This is a genomic window from Pseudomonas rhodesiae (assembly GCF_007858255.1).
In the GTDB taxonomy this organism is placed as follows: domain Bacteria; phylum Pseudomonadota; class Gammaproteobacteria; order Pseudomonadales; family Pseudomonadaceae; genus Aquipseudomonas; species Aquipseudomonas rhodesiae.
Map to the genome: position 1 here is coordinate 207796 of NZ_VFEU01000005.1, position 26992 is coordinate 234787.

At 60.4% G+C, this 26992-nt stretch carries 26 protein-coding genes and 2 tRNA genes; 11 read left to right on the forward strand and 17 right to left on the reverse strand.

Annotation, left to right across the window (positions count from 1 at the left end; translation table 11 throughout):
- The first annotated feature begins 177 nt into the window (after positions 1-177).
- From FIV35_RS09965 to FIV35_RS09980, 4 genes are all read left to right on the forward strand, one after another.
- Positions 178-254, forward strand: a tRNA-Met gene (locus FIV35_RS09965).
- A 205-nt stretch (positions 255-459) separates the two neighbouring features.
- A tRNA-Met gene (locus tag FIV35_RS09970) sits at positions 460-536 on the forward strand.
- A gap of 266 nt (positions 537-802) precedes the next feature.
- The gene (gene mprF, locus FIV35_RS09975) at positions 803-3445 is read left to right on the forward strand and encodes a bifunctional lysylphosphatidylglycerol flippase/synthetase MprF (protein ID WP_034139180.1); all 2643 of its coding nucleotides are present in this window, start codon (positions 803-805) and stop codon (positions 3443-3445) included.
- Positions 3445-4725: a virulence factor family protein gene (locus FIV35_RS09980; RefSeq protein WP_083377782.1), complete on the forward strand. Its 1281-nt coding sequence runs from the start codon at positions 3445-3447 to the stop codon at positions 4723-4725. Before mprF ends, FIV35_RS09980 begins: the two co-directional genes overlap by 1 nt.
- 76 nt (positions 4726-4801) lie before the next feature.
- On the opposite strand, the gene recJ is transcribed toward FIV35_RS09980, so the two are convergent.
- Together recJ and FIV35_RS09990 are read right to left on the reverse strand one after the other, a co-directional pair.
- The gene (gene recJ, locus FIV35_RS09985; RefSeq protein ID WP_034139182.1) at positions 4802-6511 is read right to left on the reverse strand and encodes a single-stranded-DNA-specific exonuclease RecJ; all 1710 of its coding nucleotides are present in this window, start codon (positions 6509-6511) and stop codon (positions 4802-4804) included.
- 96 nt (positions 6512-6607) lie between these two features.
- Complete coding sequence (locus tag FIV35_RS09990; protein ID WP_034115010.1) at positions 6608-7150, reverse strand: YaeQ family protein; 543 nt, start codon at positions 7148-7150, stop codon at positions 6608-6610.
- A gap of 148 nt (positions 7151-7298) precedes the next feature.
- Between FIV35_RS09990 and FIV35_RS09995 the strand changes: the two genes are divergently transcribed.
- Positions 7299-8498 carry a CaiB/BaiF CoA transferase family protein gene (locus FIV35_RS09995; RefSeq protein WP_034139183.1) on the forward strand — a complete coding sequence of 400 codons (1200 nt, stop codon included), beginning with the start codon at positions 7299-7301 and terminating at the stop codon, positions 8496-8498.
- Positions 8498-9382, forward strand: a complete 885-nt coding sequence (locus FIV35_RS10000; RefSeq protein WP_034139184.1) for a TIGR02285 family protein — start codon at positions 8498-8500, stop codon at positions 9380-9382. The genes FIV35_RS09995 and FIV35_RS10000 overlap by 1 nt, the downstream gene beginning before the upstream one ends.
- Positions 9383-9554: 172 nt before the next feature.
- On the opposite strand, the gene FIV35_RS10005 is transcribed toward FIV35_RS10000, so the two are convergent.
- The 10 genes from FIV35_RS10005 to ffh all read right to left on the reverse strand — a co-directional run bounded on the left by FIV35_RS10005 (position 9555) and on the right by ffh (position 18507).
- Entirely contained in the window at positions 9555-9851 is a 297-nt protein-coding gene (locus FIV35_RS10005) for a DUF3509 domain-containing protein (RefSeq protein ID WP_034100324.1), read from the reverse strand.
- 259 nt (positions 9852-10110) lie between these two features.
- Complete coding sequence (gene thrC / locus FIV35_RS10010; protein ID WP_034139185.1) at positions 10111-11520, reverse strand: threonine synthase; 1410 nt, start codon at positions 11518-11520, stop codon at positions 10111-10113.
- 103 nt (positions 11521-11623) lie between these two features.
- Positions 11624-12928, reverse strand: coding sequence for a homoserine dehydrogenase (locus FIV35_RS10015; RefSeq protein WP_034139186.1), 1305 nt, complete (start codon positions 12926-12928; stop codon positions 11624-11626).
- A gap of 129 nt (positions 12929-13057) precedes the next feature.
- Positions 13058-13789 (reverse strand): bifunctional protein-disulfide isomerase/oxidoreductase DsbC, encoded by a 732-nt coding sequence (dsbC, locus tag FIV35_RS10020; RefSeq protein WP_034100330.1) that lies wholly within the window; start codon positions 13787-13789, stop codon positions 13058-13060.
- A 140-nt stretch (positions 13790-13929) separates the two neighbouring features.
- Positions 13930-14826 (reverse strand): site-specific tyrosine recombinase XerD, encoded by an 897-nt coding sequence (gene xerD / locus FIV35_RS10025; protein ID WP_034139187.1) that lies wholly within the window; start codon positions 14824-14826, stop codon positions 13930-13932.
- A 109-nt stretch (positions 14827-14935) separates the two neighbouring features.
- Positions 14936-15286, reverse strand: a complete 351-nt coding sequence (rplS, locus tag FIV35_RS10030) for a 50S ribosomal protein L19 (protein ID WP_003175895.1) — start codon at positions 15284-15286, stop codon at positions 14936-14938.
- 45 nt (positions 15287-15331) lie between these two features.
- Complete coding sequence (trmD, locus tag FIV35_RS10035; RefSeq protein ID WP_024077235.1) at positions 15332-16105, reverse strand: tRNA (guanosine(37)-N1)-methyltransferase TrmD; 774 nt, start codon at positions 16103-16105, stop codon at positions 15332-15334.
- Positions 16087-16623, reverse strand: a complete 537-nt coding sequence (gene rimM, locus FIV35_RS10040) for a ribosome maturation factor RimM (RefSeq protein ID WP_034139188.1) — start codon at positions 16621-16623, stop codon at positions 16087-16089. The genes trmD and rimM overlap by 19 nt, the downstream gene beginning before the upstream one ends.
- Positions 16624-16628: 5 nt before the next feature.
- Positions 16629-16880, reverse strand: coding sequence for a 30S ribosomal protein S16 (rpsP, locus tag FIV35_RS10045; protein WP_003238923.1), 252 nt, complete (start codon positions 16878-16880; stop codon positions 16629-16631).
- A gap of 250 nt (positions 16881-17130) precedes the next feature.
- Positions 17131-18507: a signal recognition particle protein gene (gene ffh / locus FIV35_RS10050; protein WP_034100336.1), complete on the reverse strand. Its 1377-nt coding sequence runs from the start codon at positions 18505-18507 to the stop codon at positions 17131-17133.
- Between the two features lie 219 nt (positions 18508-18726).
- On the opposite strand from ffh, the gene FIV35_RS10055 reads away from it, so the two are divergent.
- The 3 genes from FIV35_RS10055 to FIV35_RS10065 all read left to right on the forward strand — a co-directional run bounded on the left by FIV35_RS10055 (position 18727) and on the right by FIV35_RS10065 (position 22383).
- The gene (locus FIV35_RS10055; RefSeq protein ID WP_034100338.1) at positions 18727-19539 is read left to right on the forward strand and encodes a cytochrome C assembly family protein; all 813 of its coding nucleotides are present in this window, start codon (positions 18727-18729) and stop codon (positions 19537-19539) included.
- A gap of 12 nt (positions 19540-19551) precedes the next feature.
- Entirely contained in the window at positions 19552-20790 is a 1239-nt protein-coding gene (locus FIV35_RS10060; protein ID WP_034139189.1) for a transporter associated domain-containing protein, read from the forward strand.
- A gap of 282 nt (positions 20791-21072) precedes the next feature.
- Positions 21073-22383, forward strand: coding sequence for an MFS transporter (locus FIV35_RS10065; RefSeq protein WP_034100341.1), 1311 nt, complete (start codon positions 21073-21075; stop codon positions 22381-22383).
- Positions 22384-22466: 83 nt separating this feature from the next.
- Here FIV35_RS10065 and purT read toward each other — a convergent pair whose 3' ends face one another.
- The 5 genes from purT to FIV35_RS10090 form a co-directional block, all read right to left on the reverse strand.
- On the reverse strand, positions 22467-23648 hold the full coding sequence (gene purT / locus FIV35_RS10070; RefSeq protein ID WP_017139720.1) for a formate-dependent phosphoribosylglycinamide formyltransferase: 1182 nt from the start codon (positions 23646-23648) through the stop codon (positions 22467-22469).
- Between the two features lie 69 nt (positions 23649-23717).
- A complete protein-coding gene (locus FIV35_RS10075; RefSeq protein WP_034100344.1) occupies positions 23718-24185 on the reverse strand; it encodes a VUT family protein in 468 nt (155 codons plus the stop codon).
- Between the two features lie 136 nt (positions 24186-24321).
- Positions 24322-24537, reverse strand: coding sequence for a DUF1289 domain-containing protein (locus tag FIV35_RS10080; protein WP_034139190.1), 216 nt, complete (start codon positions 24535-24537; stop codon positions 24322-24324).
- Positions 24534-25058 carry a gamma carbonic anhydrase family protein gene (locus tag FIV35_RS10085; protein ID WP_034139191.1) on the reverse strand — a complete coding sequence of 175 codons (525 nt, stop codon included), beginning with the start codon at positions 25056-25058 and terminating at the stop codon, positions 24534-24536. The genes FIV35_RS10080 and FIV35_RS10085 overlap by 4 nt, the downstream gene beginning before the upstream one ends.
- 36 nt (positions 25059-25094) lie before the next feature.
- Positions 25095-25697 carry a CoA pyrophosphatase gene (locus FIV35_RS10090; RefSeq protein ID WP_034100348.1) on the reverse strand — a complete coding sequence of 201 codons (603 nt, stop codon included), beginning with the start codon at positions 25695-25697 and terminating at the stop codon, positions 25095-25097.
- A 147-nt stretch (positions 25698-25844) separates the two neighbouring features.
- Between FIV35_RS10090 and FIV35_RS10095 the strand changes: the two genes are divergently transcribed.
- The gene (locus tag FIV35_RS10095; RefSeq protein WP_034139192.1) at positions 25845-26393 is read left to right on the forward strand and encodes an NUDIX hydrolase; all 549 of its coding nucleotides are present in this window, start codon (positions 25845-25847) and stop codon (positions 26391-26393) included.
- A 35-nt stretch (positions 26394-26428) separates the two neighbouring features.
- Complete coding sequence (locus tag FIV35_RS10100) at positions 26429-26932, forward strand: L,D-transpeptidase family protein (protein ID WP_034139193.1); 504 nt, start codon at positions 26429-26431, stop codon at positions 26930-26932.
- The last annotated feature ends 60 nt before the right edge of the window (positions 26933-26992 follow it).

A 26992-nucleotide genomic window follows, 5' to 3' on the forward strand; every position in this document is an offset into this window, starting at 1 on the left:
ATGGATTTATTTTCTCAATCGAATTCACCACCTCGATAGAGCTGAAAGCCTCGGCCTGACTGGGCCCGCGTGTTTTCGGCGCACCTCGCCGAACGCTAACCGATTGAACCCAAAGCGCTTTTCATGGATTTACGGGTTGACACACTCGCGTTCCTCTGTAGAATGCCGCCACACAGACGCGGGATGGAGCAGTCTGGTAGCTCGTCGGGCTCATAACCCGAAGGTCGTCGGTTCAAATCCGGCTCCCGCAACCAAACATCAAAAAAGGCTACTCGAAAGAGTGGCCTTTTTTGTGCGCGTCTGTTTTGAGATGTATGGAAATTGTAAGACAAAAAATCTTTGCCCACCGTAGACTTACCGTGCGAAGCGCAGGCAGGGCCATCAATTCACACTTATTTGACCCATTAGGTCATTAACGGTTGACACCTCGCCGTCTGACTGTAGAATGCCGCCCACAGACGCGGGATGGAGCAGTCTGGTAGCTCGTCGGGCTCATAACCCGAAGGTCGTCGGTTCAAATCCGGCTCCCGCAACCAAACATCAAGAAAGGCTACTCGAAAGAGTGGCCTTTTTTGTATCTGGCAGAAAAGTTCTTCTGAAACAATGACATGGCATCTTTCATGAAACCGTACAGGGTTTGTGGAGTCCATCTCAGCACACGCTATGCTTACTCCTCTACGACCGATGGTCGCAGTCGCCGCCCCCGGTGATACGCGTTAATATTTGTAATTATTTTGTCCATAGGGATTGGTAACTTGGCTGGATACCCCCATCCTGTCGCGCACAATCCTAGAGGTGATTGATGCGCGCCAACTCGTCTGAACCACAAGACTCCGTGACTGCAACCCAACCGATCGCCCCTACCCGTTTGCGTTGGCTTGATCTATTGAGCAAATACCGACAGCCGATCGGCCTGGCCGTTACGTTGTTGCTGTTTGCAATCGCCCTGATCGCCTGTCGACACCTGTTGCTGGAGCTGGATCTCTACGCTCTCCACGACTCCATCCTGGAAGTGCCCAAGCCAGCCTTACTGGGAGCCTTCGCCGCGGCCGTCGCCGGCTTTGTGATCCTGCTGGGCTATGAATTTTCCGGCGCCCGCTACGCAGGGGTGAACCTACCCGCCAAGACTCTGGCCCTCGGCGGCTTTACCGCATTTGCCATCGGCAACGCCATTGGCCTGTCGATGCTCTCGGGCGGGTCGGTGCGTTACCGTCTCTATGCCCGCCACGGCATCGGGGCTTCGGAGGTGGCGCGCATGACGGTGTTTGCCAGCCTGGCCCTGGGCACTGCCCTGCCGCCGCTGGCCGCTCTGGCGACCTTGAGCAACCTGCCGGCCGCCGCCACCTACCTGCATCTGCCGCAGATACTGCTCGGCGGCATAGCCGGCGCCGTACTGTTGCTGTCGACGGTGCTGTGCATCGGTATTTATCGCCGTCGCCTGCCGGAACAACCGTTTGCCGACAACCCGCTGGTCAAAGTCGGTCGCCGCACGCTGCGGCTTCCCGGGCGTCGCCTGACCTTCCTTCAGTTGATCATCACCGCGCTGGACGTCGCCGCCGCAGCCACCGTCCTTTATATGTTGCTACCGGAAGCGCCGCCTTTCGGGCCGTTCCTGCTGGTGTACCTGTTGGCCCTGGCCGCGGGCGTGCTCAGCCATGTACCGGGCGGTGTGGGGGTGTTCGAGGCCATCCTGCTCGCCGCCTTCGCCGATAAGCTCGGCGCCGCGCCATTGGCGGCCGCGCTGCTGCTGTATCGCATGATCTATGTGGTGCTGCCGCTGTTGATTGCCTGTGTGTTCCTGCTGGTCAACGAGGCCCAGCGCCTATTCCAAACCCAGCAGAGCCTGCGGGTTGCCTCGGGCCTGGCGGCACCGGTGTTGGCCGTACTGGTTTTTTTGTCCGGCGTGGTCCTGCTGTTTTCCGGCGCCACGCCGGAAATCGATTCACGCCTGGAAAACATCGGCTTCCTGATTCCCCACCGCCTGATTGACGCGTCCCACTTCGGCGCCAGCCTGATCGGCGTGCTGTGCCTGCTGCTCGCTCAAGGCTTGCGTCGACGTTTGTCGGCCGCCTGGATGCTGACCATGGTGCTGCTGCTGGTGGGCGCCCTGCTCTCGCTGCTTAAAGGCTTCGACTGGGAAGAAGCCACCCTGATGACCATGACTGCGGTGCTGCTGGCGATCTTTCGACGCTCGTTCTACCGCGCCAGCCGACTGACCGAGCTACCGTTTTCGCCGCTGTACCTGGTGGCCAGCGTCTGCGTGCTGGGGGCTTCAATCTGGCTGCTGCTGTTTGCCTATCAAGATGTCCCCTACAGCCATCAACTGTGGTGGCAATTCACCCTCGACGCCAACGCGCCGCGTGGCCTGCGCTCGTTGCTGGGCGCAGCGGTGTTGCTGGTGATTGTGTCGCTGACCTGGCTGCTGCGCACCGCGCGCCCGGTGATCCATTTGCCGACGCCGGAAGAACTGGAGCGTGCCACCAAGATTTTAATGGCTTCGTCCCAACCCGACGGCGGCCTGGCATTGACCGGCGACAAAGCCCTGCTGTTTCACCCCAACGATGAAGCGTTCCTGATGTACGCCCGTCGTGGACGCAGCCTGGTGGCCTTGTACGATCCGATCGGCCCGACCCAGCAACGGGCCGAGATGATCTGGCAATTCCGCGACCTGTGTGACATCCACCACGCGCGCCCAGTGTTCTACCAAGTGCGGGCGGAGAACCTGCCGTACTACATGGATATCGGCCTGACCGCGATCAAGTTGGGCGAAGAAGCCCGCGTCGACCTCAAGCGCTTTGACCTGGAAGCCAAGGGCAAAGAGATGAAGGATCTGCGTTACACCTGGAACCGCGGCACCCGGGACGGTTTGTCCCTGGAGATCTGCGAACCGGGCACGGCGCCGATGGAGGAGCTAAAGGTCATTTCCGATGCCTGGCTGACCGGTAAGAACGTGCGGGAAAAAGGCTTTTCCCTGGGGCGCTTCAGCGACGACTACCTTAAGCACTTTCGCATTGCGATTATTCGCTTCGAAGGGCGCCCGGTGGCCTTCGCCAACCTGCTCGAAACCTACAGCCACGACCTGGCCAGTCTGGACCTGATGCGCGCACACCCGGATGCACCCAAGTTGACCATGGAATTCATGATGGTCGGCCTGATTCAACACTACAAAACCCACGGCTACGCCCGCTTCAGCCTCGGCATGGTGCCGCTGTCGGGCCTGCAACCGCGACGCGGCGCTCCGCTGACCCAGCGCTTGGGCTCGATGGTGTTCCGTCGCGGCGAGCAACTGTATAACTTCCAAGGTTTGCGCCGCTTCAAAGACAAGTTCCAGCCCGACTGGGAACCTCGTTACATGGCCGTGCCCGCCGGACTCGATCCGCTGGTGGCATTGGCCGATACCGCCGCCCTGATCGCGGGCGGCTTGACTGGACTGGTGAAACGCTGATGATTCGACGCTCCTGGCGGTATGTATTGGCCTTTGTAGTGCTGCTCGCCCTGATCCTGGGCGGCGGCTTTTGGTACTGGAACCGCCCTGCCCCGCAGCCCACCCTGGAGCAGTTGCCCCAGGCCGATGGCGTTGCGATGACCCGCGTGACGCCGAACGGCAATGCCAAAGCCCGTGTGATCGTGGCGGTGATGGCCGACGACGTGTTGGCCGACAGTCAATTGCTTGCCCTGAGCCAGGGCGGTAAAGCGCAGATCGTGCAGGTGGTGCTGCCCAAGGATGACTGCAAGCTACAAGAACAAGCCTTGCAAGGCGCTCTGGCGCAGCTCAAAGGCCCAGCGACCCTGGTCAGCGGCATCGACCCCGGCGCAGCCCTCGCGTGGCGCTGGCTGGCCACACAGAACGACGATAAGGCCAATGCCATCTCCGTTGGCTTTGCCCTGGTGCAGGAAGGTTGCAAGGATCCGCTGCCGAAGACCGCCGCCCACGGCAACTGGCTGGTGGCCTGGAACGACAACCCTGACGACGAAAGCGCCAGTTTCGTACGCGATACGCCGCGCGCCACCACCAGCATCAGCGACTACGACATTCATTACCCGCAAGTGCTGAACAACGAGCTGCGCAAGCAATTGGTGGGTTCGGACAACGGCGGCCTGGCGATCCCGGTGGTTGAAGTGCCGGCCGGGCAAGCCAAGGACACCGTCACGCTGTTTCTCTCCGGTGACGGCGGCTGGCGCGACCTGGACCGCGATGTGGCCAGCGAGATGGCCAAGATCGGCTACCCCGTGGTCGGTATCGACACCCTGCGCTACTACTGGCAGCACAAGACCCCGGAACAAAGCGCCAAGGACCTCACAGAGCTGATGCAGCACTACCGGCAGAAATGGGGCACCAAACGTTTCGTATTGACCGGCTACTCATTCGGCGCCGATGTCCTGCCCGCTATCTACAACCGCCTGCCGGAAAACGAGCAACAGCGGGTTGATGCGATCATCCTGCTGGCCTTCGCCCGCACCGGCAGCTTTGAAATCGAAGTGGAAGGCTGGCTGGGTAACGCCGGCAAAGAGGCCGCCACCGGGCCGGAAATGGCCAAGTTGCCAGCGGACAAAGTGGTATGCATCTACGGTGCCGAAGAAGTCGATGAGAGCGGCTGCACCGATAAGACTGCCGTGGGCGAAGCCTTGAAGCTGCCGGGCGGCCATCACTTCGACGAGAACTACCCGGCACTGGCCAAACGCCTGGTAGATATCATCGTCAAGCACCAGGCCAAGTCCGAGTAATCCCGGGCTGTACGCCAAACAAACTGTGGGAGGGGGCTTGCCCCCTCCCACAGTTGTTTTGCGGCCTTAGTAAAATCTAGCGCGGTTCGATGTGGGCAATCATCAGTTGCACGGTTTCATTGCCACGAAACTCGTTCACATCCAGCTTGTAGGCCAATTCCACCCAACGCACCGTCGGGTTCGGCCAGACTTCCCGATCCACCCCGAACGCGATGCCGTCGAGCTTCACCGAACCGCACTCACTCTTGAGCACCACCTTCAGGTGCCGCTCCCCCACCACCCGCTGCTCTACCAACTGGAACACCCCGTGAAACAACGGCTCGGGAAAATGCTGGCCCCAAGGGCCGGCATGCCGCAGAGCGCGGGCCAGTTCCAGGTGGAATTCCTCCACCGCCAAGGTGCCATCGGACAGCAGGCGCCCGGTGAGGTCTTCTTCACGCAATTGCCGACGCACTTCGGCATCGAAAGCTTCAGCGAACAGCGGGAAATTTTCCTCAGGCAACGTCAGCCCCGCCGCCATGGCGTGTCCGCCGTATTTTGCGATCAGCGTGGGATGCTGGCTAGCGACTACGGCCAGCGCGTCACGGATATGGAAACCCGGCACAGATCGCCCTGAGCCTTTAAGCAGGCCGTCACCGGCGTCGGCAAAGGCGATGGTCGGGCGGAAATAGCGTTCTTTCATGCGCGACGCCAGGATGCCGATCACCCCCTGGTGCCACTCCGGATCGAACAGGCACAGGCCATAGGGCATGGAGTCCACCGGCAAGTCCTTAAGCTGGGCCAGGGCCTCGCGCTGCATGCCCTGCTCGATGGATTTACGGTCTTGGTTCATGCCGTCCAGTTGCGCGGCCATCTCACGCGCCGCAGCGAAATCGCGAGTCAGCAGGCATTCGATACCCAGGCTCATATCGTCCAGGCGCCCGGCGGCGTTGAGCCGTGGCCCGAGGATAAAGCCCAGGTCGGTGGAGGTGATTCGCGCCGCATCGCGCTTGGCCACTTCAAGGATTGCCTTGATCCCCGGTCGCGCGCGCCCGGCGCGAATACGCTCCAGCCCCTGATGGACGAGAATGCGATTGTTGGCGTCCAGGGGCACCACGTCGGCGACGCTGCCCAGGGCTACCAGATCGAGCAGGTCGCCGATATTGGGCTGTGGTGTGTTCGCATACCACCCCAACTCGCGCAGGCGCGCGCGCAGGGCCATCAATACATAGAAAATCACGCCGACACCGGCCAGGGCTTTGCTGGGGAACGTGCAGCCAGGCTGGTTCGGATTGACGATGGCGTCCGCCGCCGGCAACTCTTCCCCCGGCAAGTGGTGGTCGGTCACCAGCACCTTCAGCCCCGCCGCTTTTGCCGCTGCCACGCCTTCGACGCTGGAAATACCGTTGTCCACGGTGATCAGCAATTGCGGTTCGCGCTGCAGGGCAACGGCGACGATTTCCGGCGTGAGGCCATAACCGTATTCGAAGCGGTTGGGCACCAGATAATCGACATGGGCCGCACCCAGCAACCGCAGGCCCAGGGTGCCGACGGCGCTGGCCGTGGCGCCATCGGCATCGAAGTCGCCCACGATCAGGATGCGCTGGCGTTGCTCCAGCGCGGTCACCAGCAAGTCCACCGCGGTATCGATACCCTTGAGCTGCTGGTAGGGAATCAACCGCGCCAGGCTCTTGTCCAGCTCGGCCTCGGACTGCACCCCGCGCGCGGCGTAAAGGCGGGTCAACAGGGGCGGCAATTCACCAAGAAACGGCAGGACGGCGGGCAACGGACGAGGATCGATACGCATGGGGTGAAGGAAACTTCTCTTTAATACGACGGTTAAACGGCAAGGCTGAAATCAACTGACAGGCAACGTGGGAGGGGCAGGCCCCTTCCGAGCGTTTCAACCACGCTCGCCGACCAGCCACTGCAACTGCACTTCATGCTGGCCACGGTCGTCGGTGACGAACATCGTGCCTTCGCTGATCATCACATCCCACTTGATCACCCTGGGCATGTCCTTGGCCAGGGTTTCGAGGACTTCCTGCGGCACAGCCGCGATGTGCACATTCTTCAGGTTAGCGGCGACCGGCACCACTTTGCCTTCCCAAACGCGCAGGCTGCCGTAGGCCAGCAGGCTGGTGCGCTCGGTGCGGCGCGAGCACCAGGTCAGGCGATCGGCATCGGGTTGGCCGACTTCAATCCAGTGTAAAACCCGGTCATCCAGGCTTTTTTCCCACAGGGCCGGTTCGTCTACATCTGACAAACCACGCCCAAACGACAACTGCTCGTTGTACCAGAGGGCATAGGCCAGCAAACGCACGGTCATGCGCTCTTCGGTCTCCGACGGGTGGCGGGCGATGGTCTGTTTGACGCTCTCGTACACCGAACGGTCGAGGTCGGTGAGGTTGAGTTCGAATTTGTAGGTCGTGGACGGCTGGGCCATGAACGGGCTTCTAGAGACAAGGAAAGGCGGCCAGTCTAACCGATGGCGAGGCCAATCAACGAATCCTGCGCTGCATCACCCTTATCCCTGGGCCCCTCGCCTATGTTAAAAGGCATCACACACCTGTTCTGCGCAGCCAAGGATCCCCATGTCGTTTAATGCCAAACCGCTTGCCGGCCTGAAAGTCATCGAACTCGGCACCCTGATCGCGGGCCCGTTCGCCTCACGTATCTGCGCAGAATTCGGCGCCGAGGTCATCAAGGTCGAATCCCCGGGCGGCGGCGATCCGCTGCGCAAATGGCGCAAGCTGTATGAAGGCACATCGCTGTGGTGGTTCGTGCAGGCGCGCAACAAGAAATCCCTCACGCTGAACCTCAAGCACCCGGATGGCCTGGCCATTCTTAAGCAACTGCTGGCGGACGCCGACATCTTGATCGAAAACTTCCGTCCCGGCGTGTTGGAAAAACTGGGCCTGAGTTGGGAAACCCTGCACGCGCTCAACCCGAAACTGGTCATGGTGCGCCTCTCGGGCTTTGGCCAGACCGGGCCGATGAAGGACCAGCCAGGGTTTGGCGCCGTGGGCGAGTCCATGGGCGGGCTGCGTTACATCACCGGTTTCGAGGACCGCCCGCCGGTGCGTACCGGGATCTCCATCGGAGATTCCATTGCAGCGCTATGGGCGGTGATCGGTGCGCTGATGGCGCTGCGGCATCGTGAGGTTAACGGCGGCCTGGGCCAGGTGGTCGATGTCGCGCTGTATGAAGCGATTTTCGCCATGATGGAAAGCATGATTCCCGAGTTCGACGTGTTCGGGTTTATCCGCGAACGCACCGGCAACATCATGCCCGGTATCACGCCCTCCTCGATCCATACCAGTGCGGACGGCAAGCATGTGCAGATCGGCGCCAATGGCGATGCGATCTTCAAGCGCTTCATGGCCGCCATCGGCCGCGAAGACCTGGCCAACGATCCACAACTGGCCAGCAATGACGGGCGCGACAGCCGCCGTGACGAGCTGTACGGCGTAATCGATCGCTGGGTCAATTCGCTGCCACTGGAGCAGGTGATCGAGCAATTGAATGGTGCCGAGGTGCCCGCCAGCCGCATCTACAGTGCCGAGGATATGCTGGGCGACCCGCAATTTCTGGCCCGCGAGATGTTCCTCAAGGCGCAGCTTCCGGGTGGCAAGGATTTCAAGATGCCGGGCATCGTGCCCAAGCTGTCGGATACCCCCGGCAGTTGCGAGTGGGTGGGCCCGCAACTGGGCGAGCATAACGGCGCTGTACTGGGTGAGCTGGGCTATGACGCCGCAGCGATTGTGCGCTTGCGCGAGGCAGGCGCCATCTGATGCGCCATGGGTGCGTACGCGGGTTTGCGCAGCTCTGTCTGGTGACTGCACTGGCCAGCGTGTGGCCAGCCTCGGCTCACGCGCAAGACACCGTGATCTGGCTGCTGCGGGATTTGCCGCCATTGACGATTTTCGACGGCCCCGGCAAAGGCCAGGGCGCCTTGGATCAGTTGCTGCCGCTGCTGATCGAGCGCCTGCCGGACTATCGCCACGAAGTGCTGCACGTCAATCGCGCACGCGGAACGCAAATGCTGCGCGAGGGGACGCTCATCTGCGATCCCTCGTTGCTTTGGACGGCGAAGCGTGCGGCATACGTTGCGTTTTCCAAACAGGCCTTTGTCGTCGCCAGCAATGGCGCGGCCATCCGCAGCAGCCAGGGTGAGCAGCTGGCGCGATTTATCAGCCACGGTCAGTTGGACCTGCAGGCGTTTCTGGCTGCCCATGAAGCTCGGGTAGGCGCTGTTGCGGAACGAAGCTATGGACCGAATATCGATGAAGCGCTCAAGCAGACCGACACCCAGCACCTGGCCCTGCACTACGGCAACGATGCCATGGGCAGCCTGCTGCAAATGCAACGCCTGGGCAGACTGGAAGCGGTGCTCGGCTATTGGCCCGAGATCCGCTATCACGCCCAGCAACAAGGCATTGCACCTGACGACTTGAGTTTCTACCCGATCAAAGGCTCCCCACCCTATCAGCACACCCATATCGGCTGCTCGAACACGCCCCAGGGGCGCCAGGCCATCACCCGCATCAATCAAGCGGTGCGTGACATCCCGCAGAAGCAGATACAACAAGCCTACGCCGCCTGGCTGGACCCGCTGATGCGCCAGAATTACCTGCGCGACAACCCGGAATTTTTTCAAGACTGGAACGAGCCCTGACAAATCGCAGGCAAAAAGAAACCCCGAAGAGTGGGGAGACACTTCGGGGTTAAACGTGGCCTATCTAAAGACCAGTACAGCAAGCCACAAACACCGGAGCACAATGTTTGCTCTTGCTGTTACAAAATCTGACCGGGCACGCTGTAGGAAGTTTCCATGAGTGAACAATTCTTCATGCGCAGGCAGCGCCACGGGTTTGGGCGGCATTGCGCAGAGCAGCGATCACCGACGGTTCCAAGCGGCCTTCAGCGATTTTCAGGTCGCGCAGCAGGCAATCGACCACATCTACCAGCACCCGCTTATCCATCAACTGGGCGCGGTCGACTTCACGTTCCACCACGATAGCGCCGGCAGGATTCTTCACGGTTACCAGGCATTCGCCTTGCACGCCAACGGTGGTCAGCGTAACCCGGTAAGGGCTCAGTGCTTCTTCGAGCAATAGGCTGATACTTTCCATCTCGATCACCATTCAATAGTTCGGGAACAATCGTTTCAACGAGCGCTGCGTCTTTTCTAAATGACCGATTGCCATGTAGGAAAGTTCGCTTTTTCGTCGCTATGGACATCCGGGGTGTTCAGTTCAGCTTGCGCTTGGAACATGACAGACAAAAAACGGCGGCGCTGATCACGCGATGGCGGGTGTTGGCGGGTTTATCGGAGGCGAACGAAAAAAAACGCCGCTGCCCCATGAATGGGAAAGCGGCGTCTCTTACGCGGGCAAATCAGCCTTACAGCGGCTTGCCTCGGTTACCGTGTTGGCTGACAAACGCCTGCACGGCCTTCAGGTCATTGGCCAGTACGGTGCAACGTTCTTCACGCTCGAAGAGGTCCGCCAGGTGCGTCGGCAACTCCAGCGCCTTGCCAACGCCCGCCTTTTCCACCGCTTCCGGGAACTTGACCGGGTGGGCCGTGCCCAGGATCACCATCGGGATATCCAGGCTGCGACGGCATTCCCGTGCGGCCTTCACGCCGATGGCAGTGTGCGGGTCGAGCAGCTCGCCGGTCTGGGCATAGACTTCAGCGATGGTTTCGCAGGTCTGTGCATCGTCCACGGCCAGGGAATCGAACAACTTGCGGGTTTCGGTCCAGCGCTCTTGCTCGACGCTGAAACCGCCGCCTTGCTTGAAGTTGTCCATCAAACCGGCAATGGCCGCCCCGTTGCGACCGTGCATGTCGAACAGCAGACGCTCGAAGTTCGACGACACCATGATGTCCATGGACGGCGACAAGGTTGCGTGCAGGGTTTCCTTGACGTACTGGTTGCCGCTCATAAAGCGGTGCAGGATGTCGTTGCGGTTGGTGGCGACGATCAACTGGTTGATCGGCAGGCCCATGTTGCGCGCCAGGTAACCGGCGAAGATGTCGCCGAAGTTGCCGGTCGGCACCGAGAACGACACCGAACGCGCTGGGCCGCCCAACTGCAGGGCTGCGTGGAAGTAGTAGACGATCTGAGCCATGATCCGCGCCCAGTTGATCGAGTTCACCGCCACCAGACGCGTGCCCTTGAGGAAGCTTTGGTCGGCGAAGCTGTTCTTGACCATTTCCTGGCAGTCATCGAAGTTACCTTCGATGGCGATGTTGTGGATATTGTCGCCGAAGATAGTCGTCATCTGACGGCGCTGCACTTCCGACACCCGCTTGTGCGGATGCAGGATGAAAATGTCGACGTTTTCGCAGTGCTTGCAGCCTTCAATCGCCGCCGAACCGGTATCACCGGAGGTGGCACCGATGATCACCACGCGCTCGCCACGCTTGGCCAGCACGTAATCCAGCAGGCGACCCAGCAGTTGCAGCGCAAAGTCCTTGAACGCCAGGGTCGGGCCGTGGAACAGCTCCAAGACCCACTCGTTGCCGTTCAACTGACGCAACGGTGCGATGGCGCTGTGGGAAAACACGCCGTAGGTTTCTTCCAGAATCTTTTTGAAGTCCGCATCTGGAATGCTGCCGGTGACGAACGGGCGCATCACCCGAAACGCCAGCTCGTGGTACGGCAGGCCAGACCAGGAGGCAATTTCTTCCTGGGTAAAACGTGGCAGGTTTTCCGGCACGTACAGACCGCCGTCGGTGGCAAGACCTGCCAGCAGGACGTCTTCGAAATTCAGGGCCGGTGCCTGGCCGCGGGTGCTGATGTAGCGCATAAAAGCAAACCTTTGGTTTGAGCTTCAAGCTTCAAGCTACAAGCGGCAAGTTAAAGCTGATCGGCTTTTACCTGCAGCTTGCAGCTAATAGCTTGCAGCTGGATTAATTCAAATGTTCGACGCGAATCCGTACAACCGGCCCAACCACACCCTGGAGCGCTTCCAGTGCCTGGATGGCATCGTTAATGTGCTGTTCGAGCACGCGGTGGGTCAGCAGGATCATTGGCACTTGGCCGTTTTGCTCCTCGACTTCCTTCTGCATGATCGACTCGATGTTGATGCCCCGCTCCGACAGGATGCTGGCCACCTGAGCCAACACGCCCGGGTGATCCTGGGCCTGGATGCGCAGGTAGTAGGCGCTTTCGCACGCCTCGATCGGCAGAATCGGATGGGCCGACAGCGAGTCCGGCTGGAAGGCCAGGTGCGGCACACGGTTTTCCGGGTCGCTGGTCATGGCGCGAACCACGTCCACCAGGTCGGCGATCACCGACGAAGCGGTAGGCTCCATGCCGGCGCCGGCGCCGTAGAACAGGGTCGAACCTGCGGCGTCACCGTTGACCATCACCGCGTTCATCACGCCATTGACGTTGGCGATCAGGCGGTCGGCCGGGATCAGCGTCGGGTGCACACGCAACTCGATACCCGCCGGCGTGCTGCGAGCCACGCCCAGGTGCTTGATGCGGTAGCCCAAGGCTTCGGCGTAGTTGACGTCGGCGGTAGTCAGCTTGGTGATGCCTTCGGTGTAGGCCTTGTCGAATTGCAGCGGGATACCAAAGGCGATGGACGCCAGGATGGTCAGCTTGTGTGCCGCGTCGATGCCTTCCACGTCGAAGGTCGGATCGGCTTCGGCGTAGCCCAGAGCCTGGGCTTCGGCCAGCACGTCTTCGAAGGTGCGGCCCTTCTCGCGCATTTCGGTGAGGATGAAGTTACCGGTGCCGTTGATGATGCCGGCCACCCAGTTGATACGGTTAGCCGACAGGCCTTCACGGATCGCCTTGATCACCGGGATACCGCCGGCCACTGCGGCTTCGAACGCCACGATCACGCCCTTCTCGCGGGCCTTGGCGAAAATTTCGTTGCCATACACGGCGATCAGCGCCTTGTTGGCGGTGACCACATGCTTGCCGTTCTCAATGGCTTTGAGCACCAGCTCGCGGGCCACGGTGTAGCCCCCGACCAGCTCGATGACGATATCGATTTCAGGGTTGGTGGCCACGGCGAAGACATCGTTGGTAATCGCAATACCGGTCGTTTGGAACTGAGGCTTTGGCGAACGCGTGGCAATTTGCGCCACTTCAATTCCACGCCCTGCACGGCGCGAAATTTCTTCAGCGTTACGCTGAAGGACGTTGAAGGTGCCGCCACCGACGGTCCCTAACCCACAGATGCCTACTTTGACCGGTTTCACTGAAGAACTCCCCATGAAACGGCCGACGCTAGGTCGGCCGTGGAAAACAGCCGCACAACTGCGGCTTTCAATTAATGGTCCGTCGACTCATCGGCGGACCACGATCGTCAAAGATTCGACGATGCTGGTTTATTTGGCACTCAGCGCCAGTTTGGCAACTTGTGGTGCCGGCTGGTAGCCCGGAATCACTTGACCGTCCGCCAATACGATGGCCGGTGTACCGTTCACGCCAATGGACTGGCCGAGAGCGAACTGCTTGGATACCGGGTTGGCGCATTTGGCGGCCTTGATTTCCTTACCGTCGACCATCTTGTCCATCGCCGCCTTCTTGTCGGCTGAACACCACACGGCCTGCAATTGTTCATCGCCCGGCGAGCCCAGCCCCTGACGCGGGAACGCGACGTAGCGCACTTCCACACCCAGCTTGTTCAGCTCAGGCACTTCGGCGTGCAGTTTGTGGCAGTACGGGCAGGTGGTGTCGGTAAACACGGTGATGTGGGTCTTGGTTTCGCCGATGGCCGGGTAGACCACCGTTTCAGCCACGGGAATGCCATTGATCAGCTTGGACACGCCCAGGCGCTCGGCCTTCTCGGTCAGGTTGACGGGCTTGCCGTCCTTGAGCTGGAACAGGTAGCCCTGGACGATGTACTGACCATCGGCGCTGGCGTACAGCACGCGGCTGCCCTTGAGCTTGACCTCGTACAGACCGGCCATGGGGCTGGCGCTGATGCTTTCGATCGGTGTGTCGAGCTGCAGATTGGCCAGGCTCTTGCGAATGGTCTGCTCGGCAGCATCATCAGCGAAGGCAAACGAGGAAACCAACGCAATCGCTGCGGCGGCAATAATCTGGGTCAAGCGCATGGGAACTCCTGAAGGCAGATGCAGGGACGGGAAGGAACACCGATCTGGAAACACGGGCCGGGACCGTCCCCTTTGCTAACCGGCAAAGCCTACCACAGTTGGGCCGCAGGGCAGCCCGTGGCGGAATAAATTGGCGGTTTTCAGCCGCGCGGATGGTGCTTGGCGTGCATATCCTGCAAGCGCGCACGCGCCACATGGGTGTAGATCTGGGTTGTGGATAAATCGCTGTGGCCGAGCAGCATCTGCACCACGCGCAAATCCGCACCATGATTGAGCAAATGCGTGGCGAAAGCATGGCGCAGCGTGTGGGGCGACAACGCCTTGCCGATCCCGGCGACCTTGGCCTGGTGCTTGATGCGGTGCCAGAACGTCTGACGTGTCATCTGCTCGCCACGCTGACTGGGGAACAGCACATCACTGGGCCGCCCGCCGAGCAGTTCAATGCGCGCGTCACGCATGTAGCGCTCGACCCACACAATCGCCTCCTCTCCCATCGGCACCAACCGCTCCTTGCTGCCCTTGCCCATCACCCGCAACACGCCCTGGCGCAAGTTGACCTGCTCCAAGGTCAGACTGATCAGCTCGGTCACCCGCAGACCGCAGGCGTACAGCACCTCCAGCATCGCGCGATCGCGCTGACCGATGGCTTCGCTCAGATCAGGAGCATTGAGCAAGGCCTCCACGTCGGCTTCCGACAGGGATTTAGGCAGTGGCCTACCCAACTGCGGCATATCGATTTGCAAGGTCGGGTCGAGAGCGATGAGTTTTTCCCGCAGCAGATAGCGATAGAAACCTCTCACGCCCGAGAGAAATCGCGCCGTGGAACGCGGCTTGTAGTTCTGCTCCAAGCGCCAGGCCAAATGATCAAGGATCAATTCACGCCCGGCGTTGATCAGTTCGAGGTTCTTTTCCTGCAGCCAGCCATTGAACAGAGCCAGGTCGCTGCGGTAAGCCTGACGTGTGTTATCCGACAGGCCTTTTTCCAACCAAAGGGCGTCGAGGAAACGGTCGATCAGAGGGTGGTCAATGGCAGGCATGGGGGCTCGAACAGGAAAATAGATAGAAAAGAGATCCTAGCGCGGACCTTAAATCGCAGGCACAAAAAAGCAGCCCGTAGGCTGCTTTTTTCTGCATCGGAAGCTGGACTTAAGCCAGTTTTTCCTTGATGCGAGCTGCTTTACCGGACAGGTCACGCAGGTAGTACAGCTTGGCTTTACGTACGTCACCGCGACGCTTAACGGCCATGCTGTCGATCTGCGGGCTGTAGGTCTGGAAAGTACGCTCTACGCCAACACCGTTGGAGATTTTACGAACAGTGAAAGCACTGTTCACACCACGGTTACGCTTGGCGATTACCACGCCTTCGAACGCTTGCAGACGCGAACGGTCGCCTTCCTTCACTTTCACCTGAACGACAATGGTGTCGCCCGGGGCAAAGGTAGGGATCTCTTTGGTCATCTGCTCTGCTTCGAGTGCAAGGATGATTTTGTTAGTCATGCTGTGCTCCTAAGGTAAGTCAATGGACCTACCATCGATACGTTGTTAACTATCGTCCCGCGCGAGGATGTATTCCTCGAGCAGCTTCTTCTCTTCTCCAGAAAGCGAGCGGCTTTCCAGAAGATCGGCGCGTCGTTCATAGGTCCGACCAAGGGACTGCTGTAAACGCCAACGCCGGATGTGTGCGTGATTGCCACTTAGCAATACGTCGGGAACACGCTGATCCGCATACACCTCCGGTCGGGTGTAGTGCGGGCAATCCAGCAGACCATCCGTGAAGGAGTCTTCCTCCGCGGAGTCCGCATGCCCTAAAGCTCCAGGCAGCAGTCGTGTAACCGCATCTATCAGGACCATCGCTGGCAGCTCGCCGCCAGACAGAACATAGTCCCCAATCGACCACTCTTCATCGACATGAGCTTCAATAAACCGCTCGTCAATGCCTTCATAGCGACCGGCAATCAGGATCAGTGCTTCCTCATTCGCCAGTTCGCGTACCGCCGCCTGTTTCAGCTGACGGCCTTGAGGGGACAGGTAAATTACCTTCGCCTTCTCCCCGGCAGCTGCCTTGGCCTGAACCAACGCGTCTTCCAGGGGCTTGATCTTCATCACCATGCCCGGGCCACCGCCAAATGGGCGATCGTCCACAGTGTGATGTCGATCCGTCGTGTAGTCTCGCGGGTTCCAACAGGTAAGCTGTAACAGCCCCTGTTTCACCGCCCGACTGGTGATGCCGTACTCGCTGATGGCGGAAAACATCTCGGGAAACAAACTGATCACTTCAATGCGCAAATTAGCCACGCTTAGAAGTCCGCGTCCCATTCCACCTTCATCTCGCCCGCTGCCAGGTCGACGGCCAACACGCATTGCTCGGTATAGGGCAATAGGCGTTCGCGATCATCCAGGCTGCCAGCGCAAGGCTTGACCACCATTACATCATTGGCGCCGGTTTCCAGAAGATGATCGATTTTCCCGAGCAATTGCCCCAGTTGATCAATAACCTTCAGACCTTCCAGCTGGTACCAGTAGTACTCGCCGTCGGTCAATTCAGGGAACAGGTTGCGCGGCACGCAGATCTCATAACCGGCCAGAAGACGGGCTTCTTCACGATCATCAAGACCCTTGAGCTTTGCGACCAGGAACTTATCGCTCCCGCGTCCACTGACCAGCTCGACCTGTTTCACACTACCTTCGCGCTTGAGCGTCCAGGTCTTGTACTGCAACAGGTTTTCAGTCGGATCAGTAAAGGAATACACCTTCACTTCGCCGCGAACGCCATGAACAGAATAAATCTTGCCGATAACGATCAAATCATCAGCAACCGCTGGCGTCGCGCTCATATTGCTCAGGCTGCGGCCTTAGCCGAGTCCTTCAACAACTTGGCAACACGCTCAGAAGGCTGTGCACCAACGCTCAGCCAGTAGGCTACGCGCTCTTGGTTCACGGACAGGCGGACTTCTTGACCACGAGCGATCGGGTTGAAGAAGCCAACTTGTTCCTTGTGAGAGCCGTCACGTGGGTTGCGGCTGTCAGTTACGGTCAAGTGGTAAAACGGGCGCTTTTTGGAGCCGCCAAGGGCAAGACGGATTGTTAGCATGTGAACATCGTTCCTGTAGTCGGTGCTGCAAATCTAAATGCACAGCGGGCATAGGTGCCCGAAAGGCCGCATATTCTAAGGAATATCCGGACTTTTGCAAATGTCTTTTTCTGGCGCCTATGGGCGTACCACTCAGATCTGCTGGAGAGCCGTCGGTTAAAACAGCGAGTCAGCACCCGCCAACGGCGGGTTTGCTGGAGATCCCACATCCCTGTGGGGCGGAGCAAGAGCGAGCCCTTGCTCGAATTCTTTACATTTTCGGCATGCCGCCGCCGGGCAACATACCGCCCATGCCGCGCATCATCTTGGCCATGCCGCCTTTGGCGGAGAATTTCTTCATCATCTTCTGCATCTGCTTGTGCTGCTTGATCAAGCGGCCGATGTCCTGCACCTGAGTGCCGGAACCCATGGCGATCCGACGCTTGCGCGAACCGCTGATCAGCTCAGGGTCGCGGCGCTCGGCCGGGGTCATGGAGTTGATGATGGCTTCCATCTGCTTGAACTGCTTCTCTGCCGCGCCCTGGGCGTTGCCCATCTGCGCCAGGTTCACGCCACCGATGTTTGGCAGCTTGTCCATCAGGCCGCCGAGGCCGCCCATGTTCTTCATTTGTTGCAGCTGGTCGCGGAAGTCTTCGAGGTCGAAGCCCTTGCCCTTCTTCAGTTTCTTGGCGAGCTTGTCGGCCTTGTCCTTGTCGAGGGTGGCTTCGGCCTGCTCGATCAGGCTGAGCACGTCGCCCATGCCGAGGATGCGCGAGGCGATACGCTCAGGGTGGAACGGTTCGAGCGCTTCGCTCTTCTCGCCCATACCGATGAACTTGATCGGCTTGCCGGTAATCGAGCGCACCGACAAAGCGGCACCGCCACGGGCATCGCCGTCGACCTTGGTGAGGATCACGCCCGTCAGTGGCAGCGCATCGCCGAAGGCCTTGGCGGTGTTCGCCGCGTCCTGGCCGGTCATGGCGTCAACCACGAACAGCGTTTCGACCGGGTTGATCGCGGCATGCAGCGCCTTGATCTCGCCCATCATCTCTTCGTCGATGTGCAGGCGACCGGCGGTATCGACGATAACCACGTCGATGAACTTCAGCCGGGCTTCTTTAATAGCAGCGTTGGCGATGTCGACCGGCTTCTGGCTCAGGTCGGACGGGAAGAAGGTCACGCCCACTTCGCCGGCAAGCATTTCCAACTGTTTGATGGCCGCCGGACGGTATACGTCGGCCGACACCACCATCACCGATTTCTTCTTGCGCTCTTTAAGGAAGCGCGCCAGCTTGCCGGCGGTGGTGGTCTTACCCGCGCCTTGCAGACCGGCCATCAGCACGACGGCCGGTGGCACGGCGCTGAGGTTGAGGTCTTCGTTGGCAGCGCCCATCAGGCTTTCGAGTTCGGCCTGGACGATTTTCACAAACGCCTGGCCCGGAGTCAGGCTGCGGGACACTTCGGTGCCGACCGCGCGCTCCTTGACCGAGTTGACGAAGTCCTTGACCACAGGCAAGGCGACGTCGGCTTCCAGCAGTGCCATGCGCACTTCGCGCAGGGTGTCTTTAATATTGTCCTCGGTCAGCTTGGCCTTGCCGGTAACGTGGCGCAGCGTCTGCGAGAGACGGTCAGTCAAGTTTTCAAACATGCGCGATCCTTTCAGGCCCTATGGTAGACCGAGGTAATGGCGGCCCAGGCTGTGGTAAATCGCTATTAGAAACAGCGGCCGGCGAGCCTGCGGCGGGGGCAGGTCGCGGATTATAGCGAAGACTGCGCCCATGCACACCCGCTGTCTGGCGCGGGAGTCTTTCGTGGAACGCAGGTGTATGCCAAACTCAGCGCCTTTCGGGCTTGCCTAACAGGATTTATGCTCCCTTTGCCACCCAGTTTGCTACCCAGCCTCGCCGCCGCCCTTTTATATGCCGCTGCGACCCTCTATCAGGGCACCCGCCTGGCCCAATGCGCCAAGGCCGACAAACGCCTGCTGGTCGGCTTGGGCGTCCTCGCCCTGCTGGCACATGCCGCGAGCCTGTTCACCCATTTGATGACGCCGGTCGGCCTGGGCCTGGACTTCTTCAGCGCCGCCAGCCTGATCGCCGCCGCGGTGATTGCCCTGACGCTGCTCGCCTGCTCCCGCATTCCCGTAGAAAACCTGCTGGTGCTGCTCTTCCCACTGGGCATGTTGACGGTGCTGCTGGCGCAGTTCGCACCCACCGGCACCGTGCAGGTGATCGACGAAGAACCCGGCATTCTCGCCCACATCCTGCTGTCGATCCTGGCCTACGGCATGTTCACCATTGCCGTGTTCCAGTCCCTGCTCCTGCTGTTGCAGGACCACCAGCTCAAGCACAAACACCCATTGGGCCTGATCAAGAACTTCCCACCGCTGCAAACCATGGAGAGCCTGCTGTTCGGCTTCCTGTGGGCCGGTTGGACGCTGCTGTCGCTGTCGCTGATTTCCGGCTGGCTGTTCGTCGAGAACCTGTTCGCCCAGCACCTGGTGCATAAAACCCTGCTGGCCTGCCTGGCGTGGGTGGTGTTCAGCGTTTTGTTGTGGGGCCGCAACCGTCTCGGTTGGCGCGGGCATAAGGCAATCCGCTGGACCCTGGCCGGTTTCTGCCTGCTGATGCTGGCCTATTTCGGCAGCAAGCTGGTTCGCGAATACATCCTGCATATCTGACGGGCAGCGATCATGGACAATTTGCCCCTGGGGCCGATGCTCGCGGTAATCGCCCTGCTGGTGTTATGGGCCGGGCTGTTTACCGCCATAGAAGCCGCCCAGCAACACCTGCTGGCCCTGCGTCCCGGCACGCGCCAGGGCGACAAGGCCGCTGCCCGCCTGAATTTCCCGCGTGACAGCCTGATCCTGTGCAATACGCTGTGCCGTGGGGTGGTGGTCATCCTGTGTACGCTGCTGGCGATTTACGCCTGGGCGGAAAACGGTCCCTGGCTGGGCTGGCTGATTTCTTGCGCAGTCCTCCTGGTGCTGGCCGACTACCTGCCCCGGGCCCTGGCTACCCGCCATCCGCAAGCGGTGCTCGGTTTTGGCAATACGTTGCTGGGCGTGCCACTGAAGATCCTCTATCCCCTGGCGTGGTTGCTCAATGGCATCAGCCTGATGCTATTGCGTCCCTTCGCCCGCAAGACTGGCGCAGTCAAAAAAAGCGACGAGCCGCTGCCCGATCACGATGACGAACCGGAGCAGGCAACCGATAAAAGCCAAGCCCACGGCATGCCCGGCATCCACGCTCTGGACAACATCACGGTCAATGACATCCTGGTGCCGCGCAGTGAAGTCGACGGCATCAACCTGGACGAGCCGATCGAAGCGATCATCGAACAACTGCGCGCCTCCGAGCGTACGCGCTTGCCGGTGTTCCACAGCGATATCAACCAGGTGCAGGCGGTGTTGAATACGCGGCAGATCCAGCATTTGCTGCCCGACGCCAGCCTGACCAAAGAGGCGTTGCTCGCCGCCTGCCACGACCCCTACTTCGTTCCGGAAAGCACGCCGCTGCAGTTGCAACTGCTGAACTTCCACAAGCAGCAGCGTCGTCTGGGCATGGTGGTGGACGAGTACGGTGAAGTGCTGGGGATTGTCACCCTGGAAGACATCCTCGAAGAAATCGTCGGCGAATTCGAAAGCGAGCAAGGCGCGGATAACCCGCACATCCAGGCCCAGCCGGATGGTCGTTACATCATCGACGGCGCCGCTTCGATCCGTGAGCTGAACAAAAGCCTGGGCTGGCACTTACCCAGCGACGGCCCCAAAACCCTCAACGGCCTGGTGACCGAAGCACTGGAGACCATCCCGGATTGCGCGGTGTGCCTGAAGATCGGGCGTTACCGCCTGGAAATCCTCGAGACCGAAGATAACCGCGTGAGCAAGGTGTTGATCTGGCATACCAGCAGAATGCCTGTCGCCGCATAACTTCTGATCAACCAAAACTAAACGTGGGCCCCTTCTCCACAGGTTGATTTGCACCGTGTCAGGCCTTGTTACAATTCCACGCCCCTTCCTATAATCCCTGCGGCTTATCCAAGCTCTGCCAGACCGCGTGCTACCCGCACTCAGCGCGTCCAGGCATCGATTCACCATGTCCGACCGGTGTTCGCTCCCATCCCGAGCCGCCCCGCGTGCAACCCTGATCCATGGGTGTTCGACCAATAATAATCCGCGTCCAAACGCGCAACGACCGTCAGGGATACTGCCATGAGCACCACCTATAACGAGGCCGCGACCGCCGCCCCGAGCAACTCCACCGCACGGGTCGCTACCGCGAGCATCGTCGGCACTGCCATCGAATTCTATGATTTCTATATCTATGCCACCGCTGCGGCACTGGTGATCGGCCCGGTGTTCTTCCCGCAGAGTTCGGGCACCGCGCAGATGCTGGCGTCTTTCCTCACTTTCGGTATCGCCTTTATTGCCCGCCCGCTGGGCTCGGCACTGTTCGGCCATTTCGGCGATCGCATCGGCCGCAAGTCCACACTGGTGGCTTCGTTGCTGCTGATGGGCGTGTGTACGACGCTGATCGGCTTGCTCCCCGGCTATGACAGCATTGGAGCCTGGGCGCCGATCCTGTTGTGCGTGCTGCGTTTCGGCCAGGGCCTGGGCCTTGGCGGCGAATGGGGTGGCGCGGCGCTGCTGGCGACTGAGAACGCGCCCAAGGGTAAGCGCGCTTGGTTCGGCATGTTCCCGCAATTGGGCCCTTCCATTGGCTTTCTGGCAGCCAACGGCCTGTTCCTGATCCTGGCCATGAGCCTGAGCGACGAACAGTTCCGCAGTTGGGGCTGGCGCATCCCGTTTATCCTCAGCGCCGCGCTGGTGATGGTCGGCCTGTATGCGCGCCTGAAGCTGCATGAAACGCCGGTGTTCGCCAAGGCCGTGGCCAAGCAAGCGCCCGTGAAAGTGCCGCTGGTGGAGCTGTTCAGCCAGCATTGGCTGCCAGTGCTGCTGGGCGCCGCGTCGATGGTGGTGTGCTATGCGCTGTTCTACATCACCACCGCATTTTCCCTGAGCTACGGTGTTTCCACCCTGGGTTACAGCCGCGAGACGTTCCTCGGCCTGCTGTGCTTCGCCGTGTTGTTCATGGGCCTGGCCACGCCGATTGCCGCCTTGGCCAGCGACCGCTATGGCCGCAAACCCGTGCTGATCGTCGGTGCGATTTTGGCGATTCTGTCCGGTTTCACCATGGAACCACTGCTGACCCATGGTTCCACCTGGGCCGTGGCCTTGTTCCTGGCATTGGAGCTGTTTCTGATGGGCGTGACGTTCGCACCGATGGGCGCCTTGCTGCCGGAGCTGTTCCCGACCCGCGTGCGTTATACCGGGGCTTCGGCGGCGTATAACCTGGGTGGCATCGTTGGCGCATCGGCCGCGCCGTTTTTCGCGACCAAGCTGGTGGCAATGGGCGGGCTGAGTTATGTGGGTGGGTATGTGTCGGCGGCGGCACTGCTTAGTTTGATTGCGGTGCTGTGCCTGAAAGAGACGCGGGATAATGATTTGAACAGGGTGGGCTGATAGGCCGCTATCGGGGGCAAGCCCCCTCCCACTTTGATTTGTGAATACCGTCAAATGTGGGAGGGGGCTTGCCCCCGATGCTTTTAGAGTTCTACCACAACCGCTTTGGAAGCACGGGTAGCCTTGGCCCGAGCCGCTTCAATCGACTCATCCCGCGCCAACGCCACACCCATGCGGCGCTGGCCATTCACTTCTGGCTTACCGAACAGACGCAATGCCGTATCCGGCTCGCTCAAAGCCGCGCCGAGATTGGCGAAAGCGGTCTGGGTCGACTGCCCTTCCACCAGGATCACCGCCGACGCCGATGGCCCGAACTGACGGATCAACGGGATCGGCAGGCCGAGGATGGCGCGTGCGTGCAAGGCGAATTGCGACAGGTCCTGGGAAATCAGGGTCACCAGGCCGGTGTCATGCGGGCGCGGCGATACTTCGCTGAACCACACTTGATCGCCCTTGATGAACAATTCCACGCCGAACAAACCACGTCCGCCCAGAGCCTCGGTCACGGCCTTGGCCACGCGCTCGGATTCGGCCAGGGCAATCGGGCTCATGGCCTGTGGCTGCCAGGATTCCTGGTAGTCGCCTTTTTCCTGACGATGACCAACCGGCGCGCAGAACGTGGTGCCGCCGATATGGCGCACGGTCAGCAAGGTGATTTCGTAGTCGAAATCGATAAAGCCTTCGATGATCACCCGGCCTTTACCGGCACGTCCGCCTTCTTGGGCATAGTCCCAGGCTTTCTGCACGTCATCGGCGCTGCGCAACAGGCTCTGGCCCTTGCCCGACGAACTCATCACCGGCTTGACCACACACGGGAAGCCCAGGTCCTGAACGGCCTTGCTGTAGTCCTCGAAGGTGTCGGCGAAGTGGTACGGCGAGGTCGGCAGGTCCAGTTCCTCGGCGGCCAGGCGACGGATGCCTTCACGGTTCATGGTCAGCGACGTGGCGCGCGCGGTCGGGATCACGGTGAAGCCTTCGGCCTCCAGCTCCACCAAGGTAGCGGTGGCGATGGCTTCGATTTCCGGCACGATGAAGTGCGGTTTTTCCGCTTCGATCACCGCACGCAGGGCGGCGCCGTCAAGCATGTTGATCACATGGCTACGATGGGCCACCTGCATGGCCGGCGCATTGGCGTAACGATCCACGGCAATCACTTCAACGCCCAGGCGTTGCAGTTCGATTACCACTTCCTTGCCCAGTTCACCGCAGCCACACAGCAAAACGCGGGTCGCGGTTGGCGACAATGGAGTTCCGATTCGGGTCATCTCAGGTCCTCAGGGGAGCGGATCATGGGGAGAAAGGCCGGCATTTTACATGAACTGTAAAAATTGGCCTCAGTTGGCGACCGCCCGTTTGCGCACGCGCCAGGCCATGATCAGCCACACCGCAGTGACCCCGGCGAATTTCGACACCAGCGCGGTGCCCACCACCATCGGCGTCAACGCGCCGATCAGGCCGAAGAAGATAAACGTATCGAGGGGGATGCTCAGCGCCGAACTTATCCACAGGCGATCGTGGAGCGGGCGCTTGGTGATGGTGAACACCAGCCAGTCGATGCACTCGGACACCGCGAATGCCGTGGCACTGGCCAGGGCGATGGACGGGTCGGAGGTGATATAGGACAGCACCAGCGCGGCCAGCATGGCGATGATCGCGCCGTGGCCGAAGCGGGTTTGCACCATGTCGCGCAGGATAAACACCAGGCCACCCCAGGCGGACCAGATCACATCCAGGTGCGGGGCGGTGGAGAAGGCAAAGTTGATCAGCACGACGCTGCTGATATAGGCGATCAGGAAGAGCATGGCGGGATGGGCCCTGTGTATAAGGGGCACAGGGTACTTCACATTAAGACAGATGTCGTCTGGGGGCCTTATCGAGGGCAAGCCCCTCCCACACGCTTTCAAATGTGGGAGGGGGCTTGCCCCCGATAGCAATGGTTCAGGCGCCAGATTTACCAGAAGCCATAAACACCAACCCATTCGCCAAGGCCCGCTCATGGCACAAGCCCAACACTACCCGGCGCTCGGCATTAGCCATGCGACTCCAACGCGTGATTTCATCCACGGTGCGCTGGCAGCCGGTACAGATGTCGTCATCATCCAGCGCGCAAATGCTCACGCAGGGCGATGCAACAGGTCGTTCAATTGCACTCATTCTTCCTGCTCAGCCAGGTCACGGGCATAACGCTGCGAATTGTGTACATAGTGCGCGGCACTGGCCTCGAGCATCCTCTTCTGCGCCTCGGTCAATTCACGCACCACTTTGCCCGGCGACCCCATCACCAGCGAGCCATCGGGAATCTCCTTGCCTTCGCCGATCAGCGAGTTAGCGCCAATGATGCAATGCTTGCCAATCTTCGCGCCGTTGAGCACCACCGCATTGATGCCGATCAGGCTGTAATCGCCGACGGTGCAGCCGTGCAACATGGCGTTATGGCCGATGGTCACGCCGGTGCCGAGGGTCAGCGGGTAGCCCATGTCGGTGTGCATCACGCTGCCATCCTGCACGTTGCTGTTCTTGCCGATCAGGATCAGTTCGTTGTCGCCGCGCAATACCGCGTTGAACCAGACGTTGGCGCCCTCCTCCAGTTTGACCTTGCCCACCAGCGTGGCGTTGGGCGCCACCCAGCTGTGTGGATGGGTCTCGACGCGGGCATCGCCCAGGCGGTATTTCATGGTGTTCCCTCACGGCGTTGCCATTGAATGGATGGCTTATTTATGGATAAAGCTCTTGGGCGGCTGGTGCAGGCTGATCTGCGCGTCGTCATAGAGCAGGTTGATCAGCTCGACGATCATGATCGCCGTCAGCCCCCAAATCTTGTATTCACCGAAACGGTAGCTGGGCACGTACCAACTGCGGCCCTGGTAATCGATTCGGTGGGTATGCTCCCGCGGGTCCTGTCGGAAAAAATCCAACGGGACGCTGAAGACCGCGGCAATCTCGGCATCGTTGGCCAGGTACTCCACGTAATCGGGAATCACACCTACGTAGGGGGTGACGCGGATACCGTGCAAGGAGATCAGCGGGCTGAGTGGCCCGATGACCTCCACCAGGCCCGGCGCCAAGCCGATTTCTTCTTCGGCTTCACGCAGGGCGGTAAAGACCAGGTCCGGGTCTTCCGGGTCGCGACGCCCGCCGGGAAAGGCCACTTCGCCACCATGGGTCGACAGGCCGCTGGCGCGCAGGGTCAGGATCAGCTCAGGTTCGTCACTGCGGGTAATCGGCACCAGCACGGCGGCCTCGGGGAAACGTCCGTCGGTCTCCAACGTGTGCGGCGTGTGATTGCTTACCCGGCGAAGTAGCTCGTCCAGCATGAGTCATCTCGATCTGTTGGCTACCTGGCATCATGCACCAAAGCGTGCAGGCGCCCAACCCCAAAACCATGACCGTGTCGCGAAACGACAACTTGCAGGAACGCCTGACCCCAAGCCAAGATGGATGGACTTTCCAGGAACCCCAGCATGAAATTCTGCAGCCAGTGCGGTAAACCGGTGACCCAACGCATTCCCGACGGCGACGCGCGCCTGCGCTATGTGTGCGATCACTGTTCGACCATTCATTATCAGAACCCCAACATCGTCGCCGGCACCGTGCCGGTGTGGGGCGATCAAGTGCTGTTGTGCCGCCGCGCCATCGAGCCGCGCCTGGGTTACTGGACCCTGCCCGCCGGTTTCATGGAGAACGGTGAAACCGTGGAACAGGCCGCCATGCGCGAAACCCTTGAAGAAGCCTGCGCCCGCGTACGTGACTTGAGCCTCTATACCTTGATCAATGTGCCGCATATCAGCCAGGTGCATATTTTCTACCGTGCCGAGCTGATCGACCTGGACTTCGCCGCCGGCGCCGAAAGCCTGGAAGTGAAGCTGTTCGCCGAGGCTGACATCCCTTGGTCCGAGCTGGCTTTCCGCACCGTCGGGCGTACCTTAGAATGCTTCTTCGCTGATCGCCGCCAGCACGCCTACCCGGTGCGCAGCGAGTCGGTGCCGCCACTTGCCAAACCCGCCCAATAACAACGGCAGACGGCCTTCAAAGGGAAATCGTTTCAATGCGTTGGTTGCTTGCTCTGTTCTGCCTGTCGTTCACCCTATTGTCATCAGCCTCCACCCTGCAAACCGCGAGCGGTAAAACGGTCGAGAAGGTGCTGGTGCTCAAGTCCGCTCATCAATTGCAGTTGATCAATGACGGCAAGCCTTTCAAGACTTATCGCATTTCCCTGGGCAAAAACCCCAAAGGCCACAAACTGATCGAAGGCGACCGCCGTACGCCCGAAGGGCTGTACTGGATCGACTGGCGCAAGACCAGCGAGCGCTTCAACCTGGCCATGCACATTTCCTACCCCAATATCAGCGATGCCGCACGCGCGCGCCGCGAGGGCGTGAACCCGGGCAGCATGATCATGATCCACGGCACCCCCGACACCGAGGACTACCCGGAGCAGTGGTTTCATACCCTGGACTGGACCGACGGCTGCATCGGCATGCGCAACGTCGACATGCGCGAAGTCTGGAACCTGGTCAAAGACGGCACCCTGATCGAGATCCGGCCGTAACCGTCGACCGCTCGTAAAATAATTCAAAAACTTCTATCGCCCCTGGCGAGGCCTACCGGT

Excerpts from the sequence above, each read along its gene's own strand:
- mprF (WP_034139180.1), top strand. The coding sequence starts at position 803 with ATGCGCGCCAACTCGTCTGAACCACAAGACTCCGTGACTGCAACCCAA.
- FIV35_RS09980 (WP_083377782.1), top strand. The coding sequence starts at position 3,445 with ATGATTCGACGCTCCTGGCGGTATGTATTGGCCTTTGTAGTGCTGCTC.
- recJ (WP_034139182.1), bottom strand. The coding sequence starts at position 6,511 with ATGCGTATCGATCCTCGTCCGTTGCCCGCCGTCCTGCCGTTTCTTGGT.
- FIV35_RS09990 (WP_034115010.1), bottom strand. The coding sequence starts at position 7,150 with ATGGCCCAGCCGTCCACGACCTACAAATTCGAACTCAACCTCACCGAC.
- FIV35_RS09995 (WP_034139183.1), top strand. The coding sequence starts at position 7,299 with ATGTCGTTTAATGCCAAACCGCTTGCCGGCCTGAAAGTCATCGAACTC.
- FIV35_RS10000 (WP_034139184.1), top strand. The coding sequence starts at position 8,498 with ATGCGCCATGGGTGCGTACGCGGGTTTGCGCAGCTCTGTCTGGTGACT.
- FIV35_RS10005 (WP_034100324.1), bottom strand. The coding sequence starts at position 9,851 with ATGGTGATCGAGATGGAAAGTATCAGCCTATTGCTCGAAGAAGCACTG.
- thrC (WP_034139185.1), bottom strand. The coding sequence starts at position 11,520 with ATGCGCTACATCAGCACCCGCGGCCAGGCACCGGCCCTGAATTTCGAA.
- dsbC (WP_034100330.1), bottom strand. The coding sequence starts at position 13,789 with ATGCGCTTGACCCAGATTATTGCCGCCGCAGCGATTGCGTTGGTTTCC.
- xerD (WP_034139187.1), bottom strand. The coding sequence starts at position 14,826 with ATGCCTGCCATTGACCACCCTCTGATCGACCGTTTCCTCGACGCCCTT.
- rplS (WP_003175895.1), bottom strand. The coding sequence starts at position 15,286 with ATGACTAACAAAATCATCCTTGCACTCGAAGCAGAGCAGATGACCAAA.
- trmD (WP_024077235.1), bottom strand. The coding sequence starts at position 16,105 with ATGGGACGCGGACTTCTAAGCGTGGCTAATTTGCGCATTGAAGTGATC.
- rimM (WP_034139188.1), bottom strand. The coding sequence starts at position 16,623 with ATGAGCGCGACGCCAGCGGTTGCTGATGATTTGATCGTTATCGGCAAG.
- rpsP (WP_003238923.1), bottom strand. The coding sequence starts at position 16,880 with ATGCTAACAATCCGTCTTGCCCTTGGCGGCTCCAAAAAGCGCCCGTTT.
- ffh (WP_034100336.1), bottom strand. The coding sequence starts at position 18,507 with ATGTTTGAAAACTTGACTGACCGTCTCTCGCAGACGCTGCGCCACGTT.
- FIV35_RS10055 (WP_034100338.1), top strand. The coding sequence starts at position 18,727 with ATGCTCCCTTTGCCACCCAGTTTGCTACCCAGCCTCGCCGCCGCCCTT.
- FIV35_RS10060 (WP_034139189.1), top strand. The coding sequence starts at position 19,552 with ATGGACAATTTGCCCCTGGGGCCGATGCTCGCGGTAATCGCCCTGCTG.
- FIV35_RS10065 (WP_034100341.1), top strand. The coding sequence starts at position 21,073 with ATGAGCACCACCTATAACGAGGCCGCGACCGCCGCCCCGAGCAACTCC.
- purT (WP_017139720.1), bottom strand. The coding sequence starts at position 23,648 with ATGACCCGAATCGGAACTCCATTGTCGCCAACCGCGACCCGCGTTTTG.
- FIV35_RS10075 (WP_034100344.1), bottom strand. The coding sequence starts at position 24,185 with ATGCTCTTCCTGATCGCCTATATCAGCAGCGTCGTGCTGATCAACTTT.
- FIV35_RS10080 (WP_034139190.1), bottom strand. The coding sequence starts at position 24,537 with ATGAGTGCAATTGAACGACCTGTTGCATCGCCCTGCGTGAGCATTTGC.
- FIV35_RS10085 (WP_034139191.1), bottom strand. The coding sequence starts at position 25,058 with ATGAAATACCGCCTGGGCGATGCCCGCGTCGAGACCCATCCACACAGC.
- FIV35_RS10090 (WP_034100348.1), bottom strand. The coding sequence starts at position 25,697 with ATGCTGGACGAGCTACTTCGCCGGGTAAGCAATCACACGCCGCACACG.
- FIV35_RS10095 (WP_034139192.1), top strand. The coding sequence starts at position 25,845 with ATGAAATTCTGCAGCCAGTGCGGTAAACCGGTGACCCAACGCATTCCC.
- FIV35_RS10100 (WP_034139193.1), top strand. The coding sequence starts at position 26,429 with ATGCGTTGGTTGCTTGCTCTGTTCTGCCTGTCGTTCACCCTATTGTCA.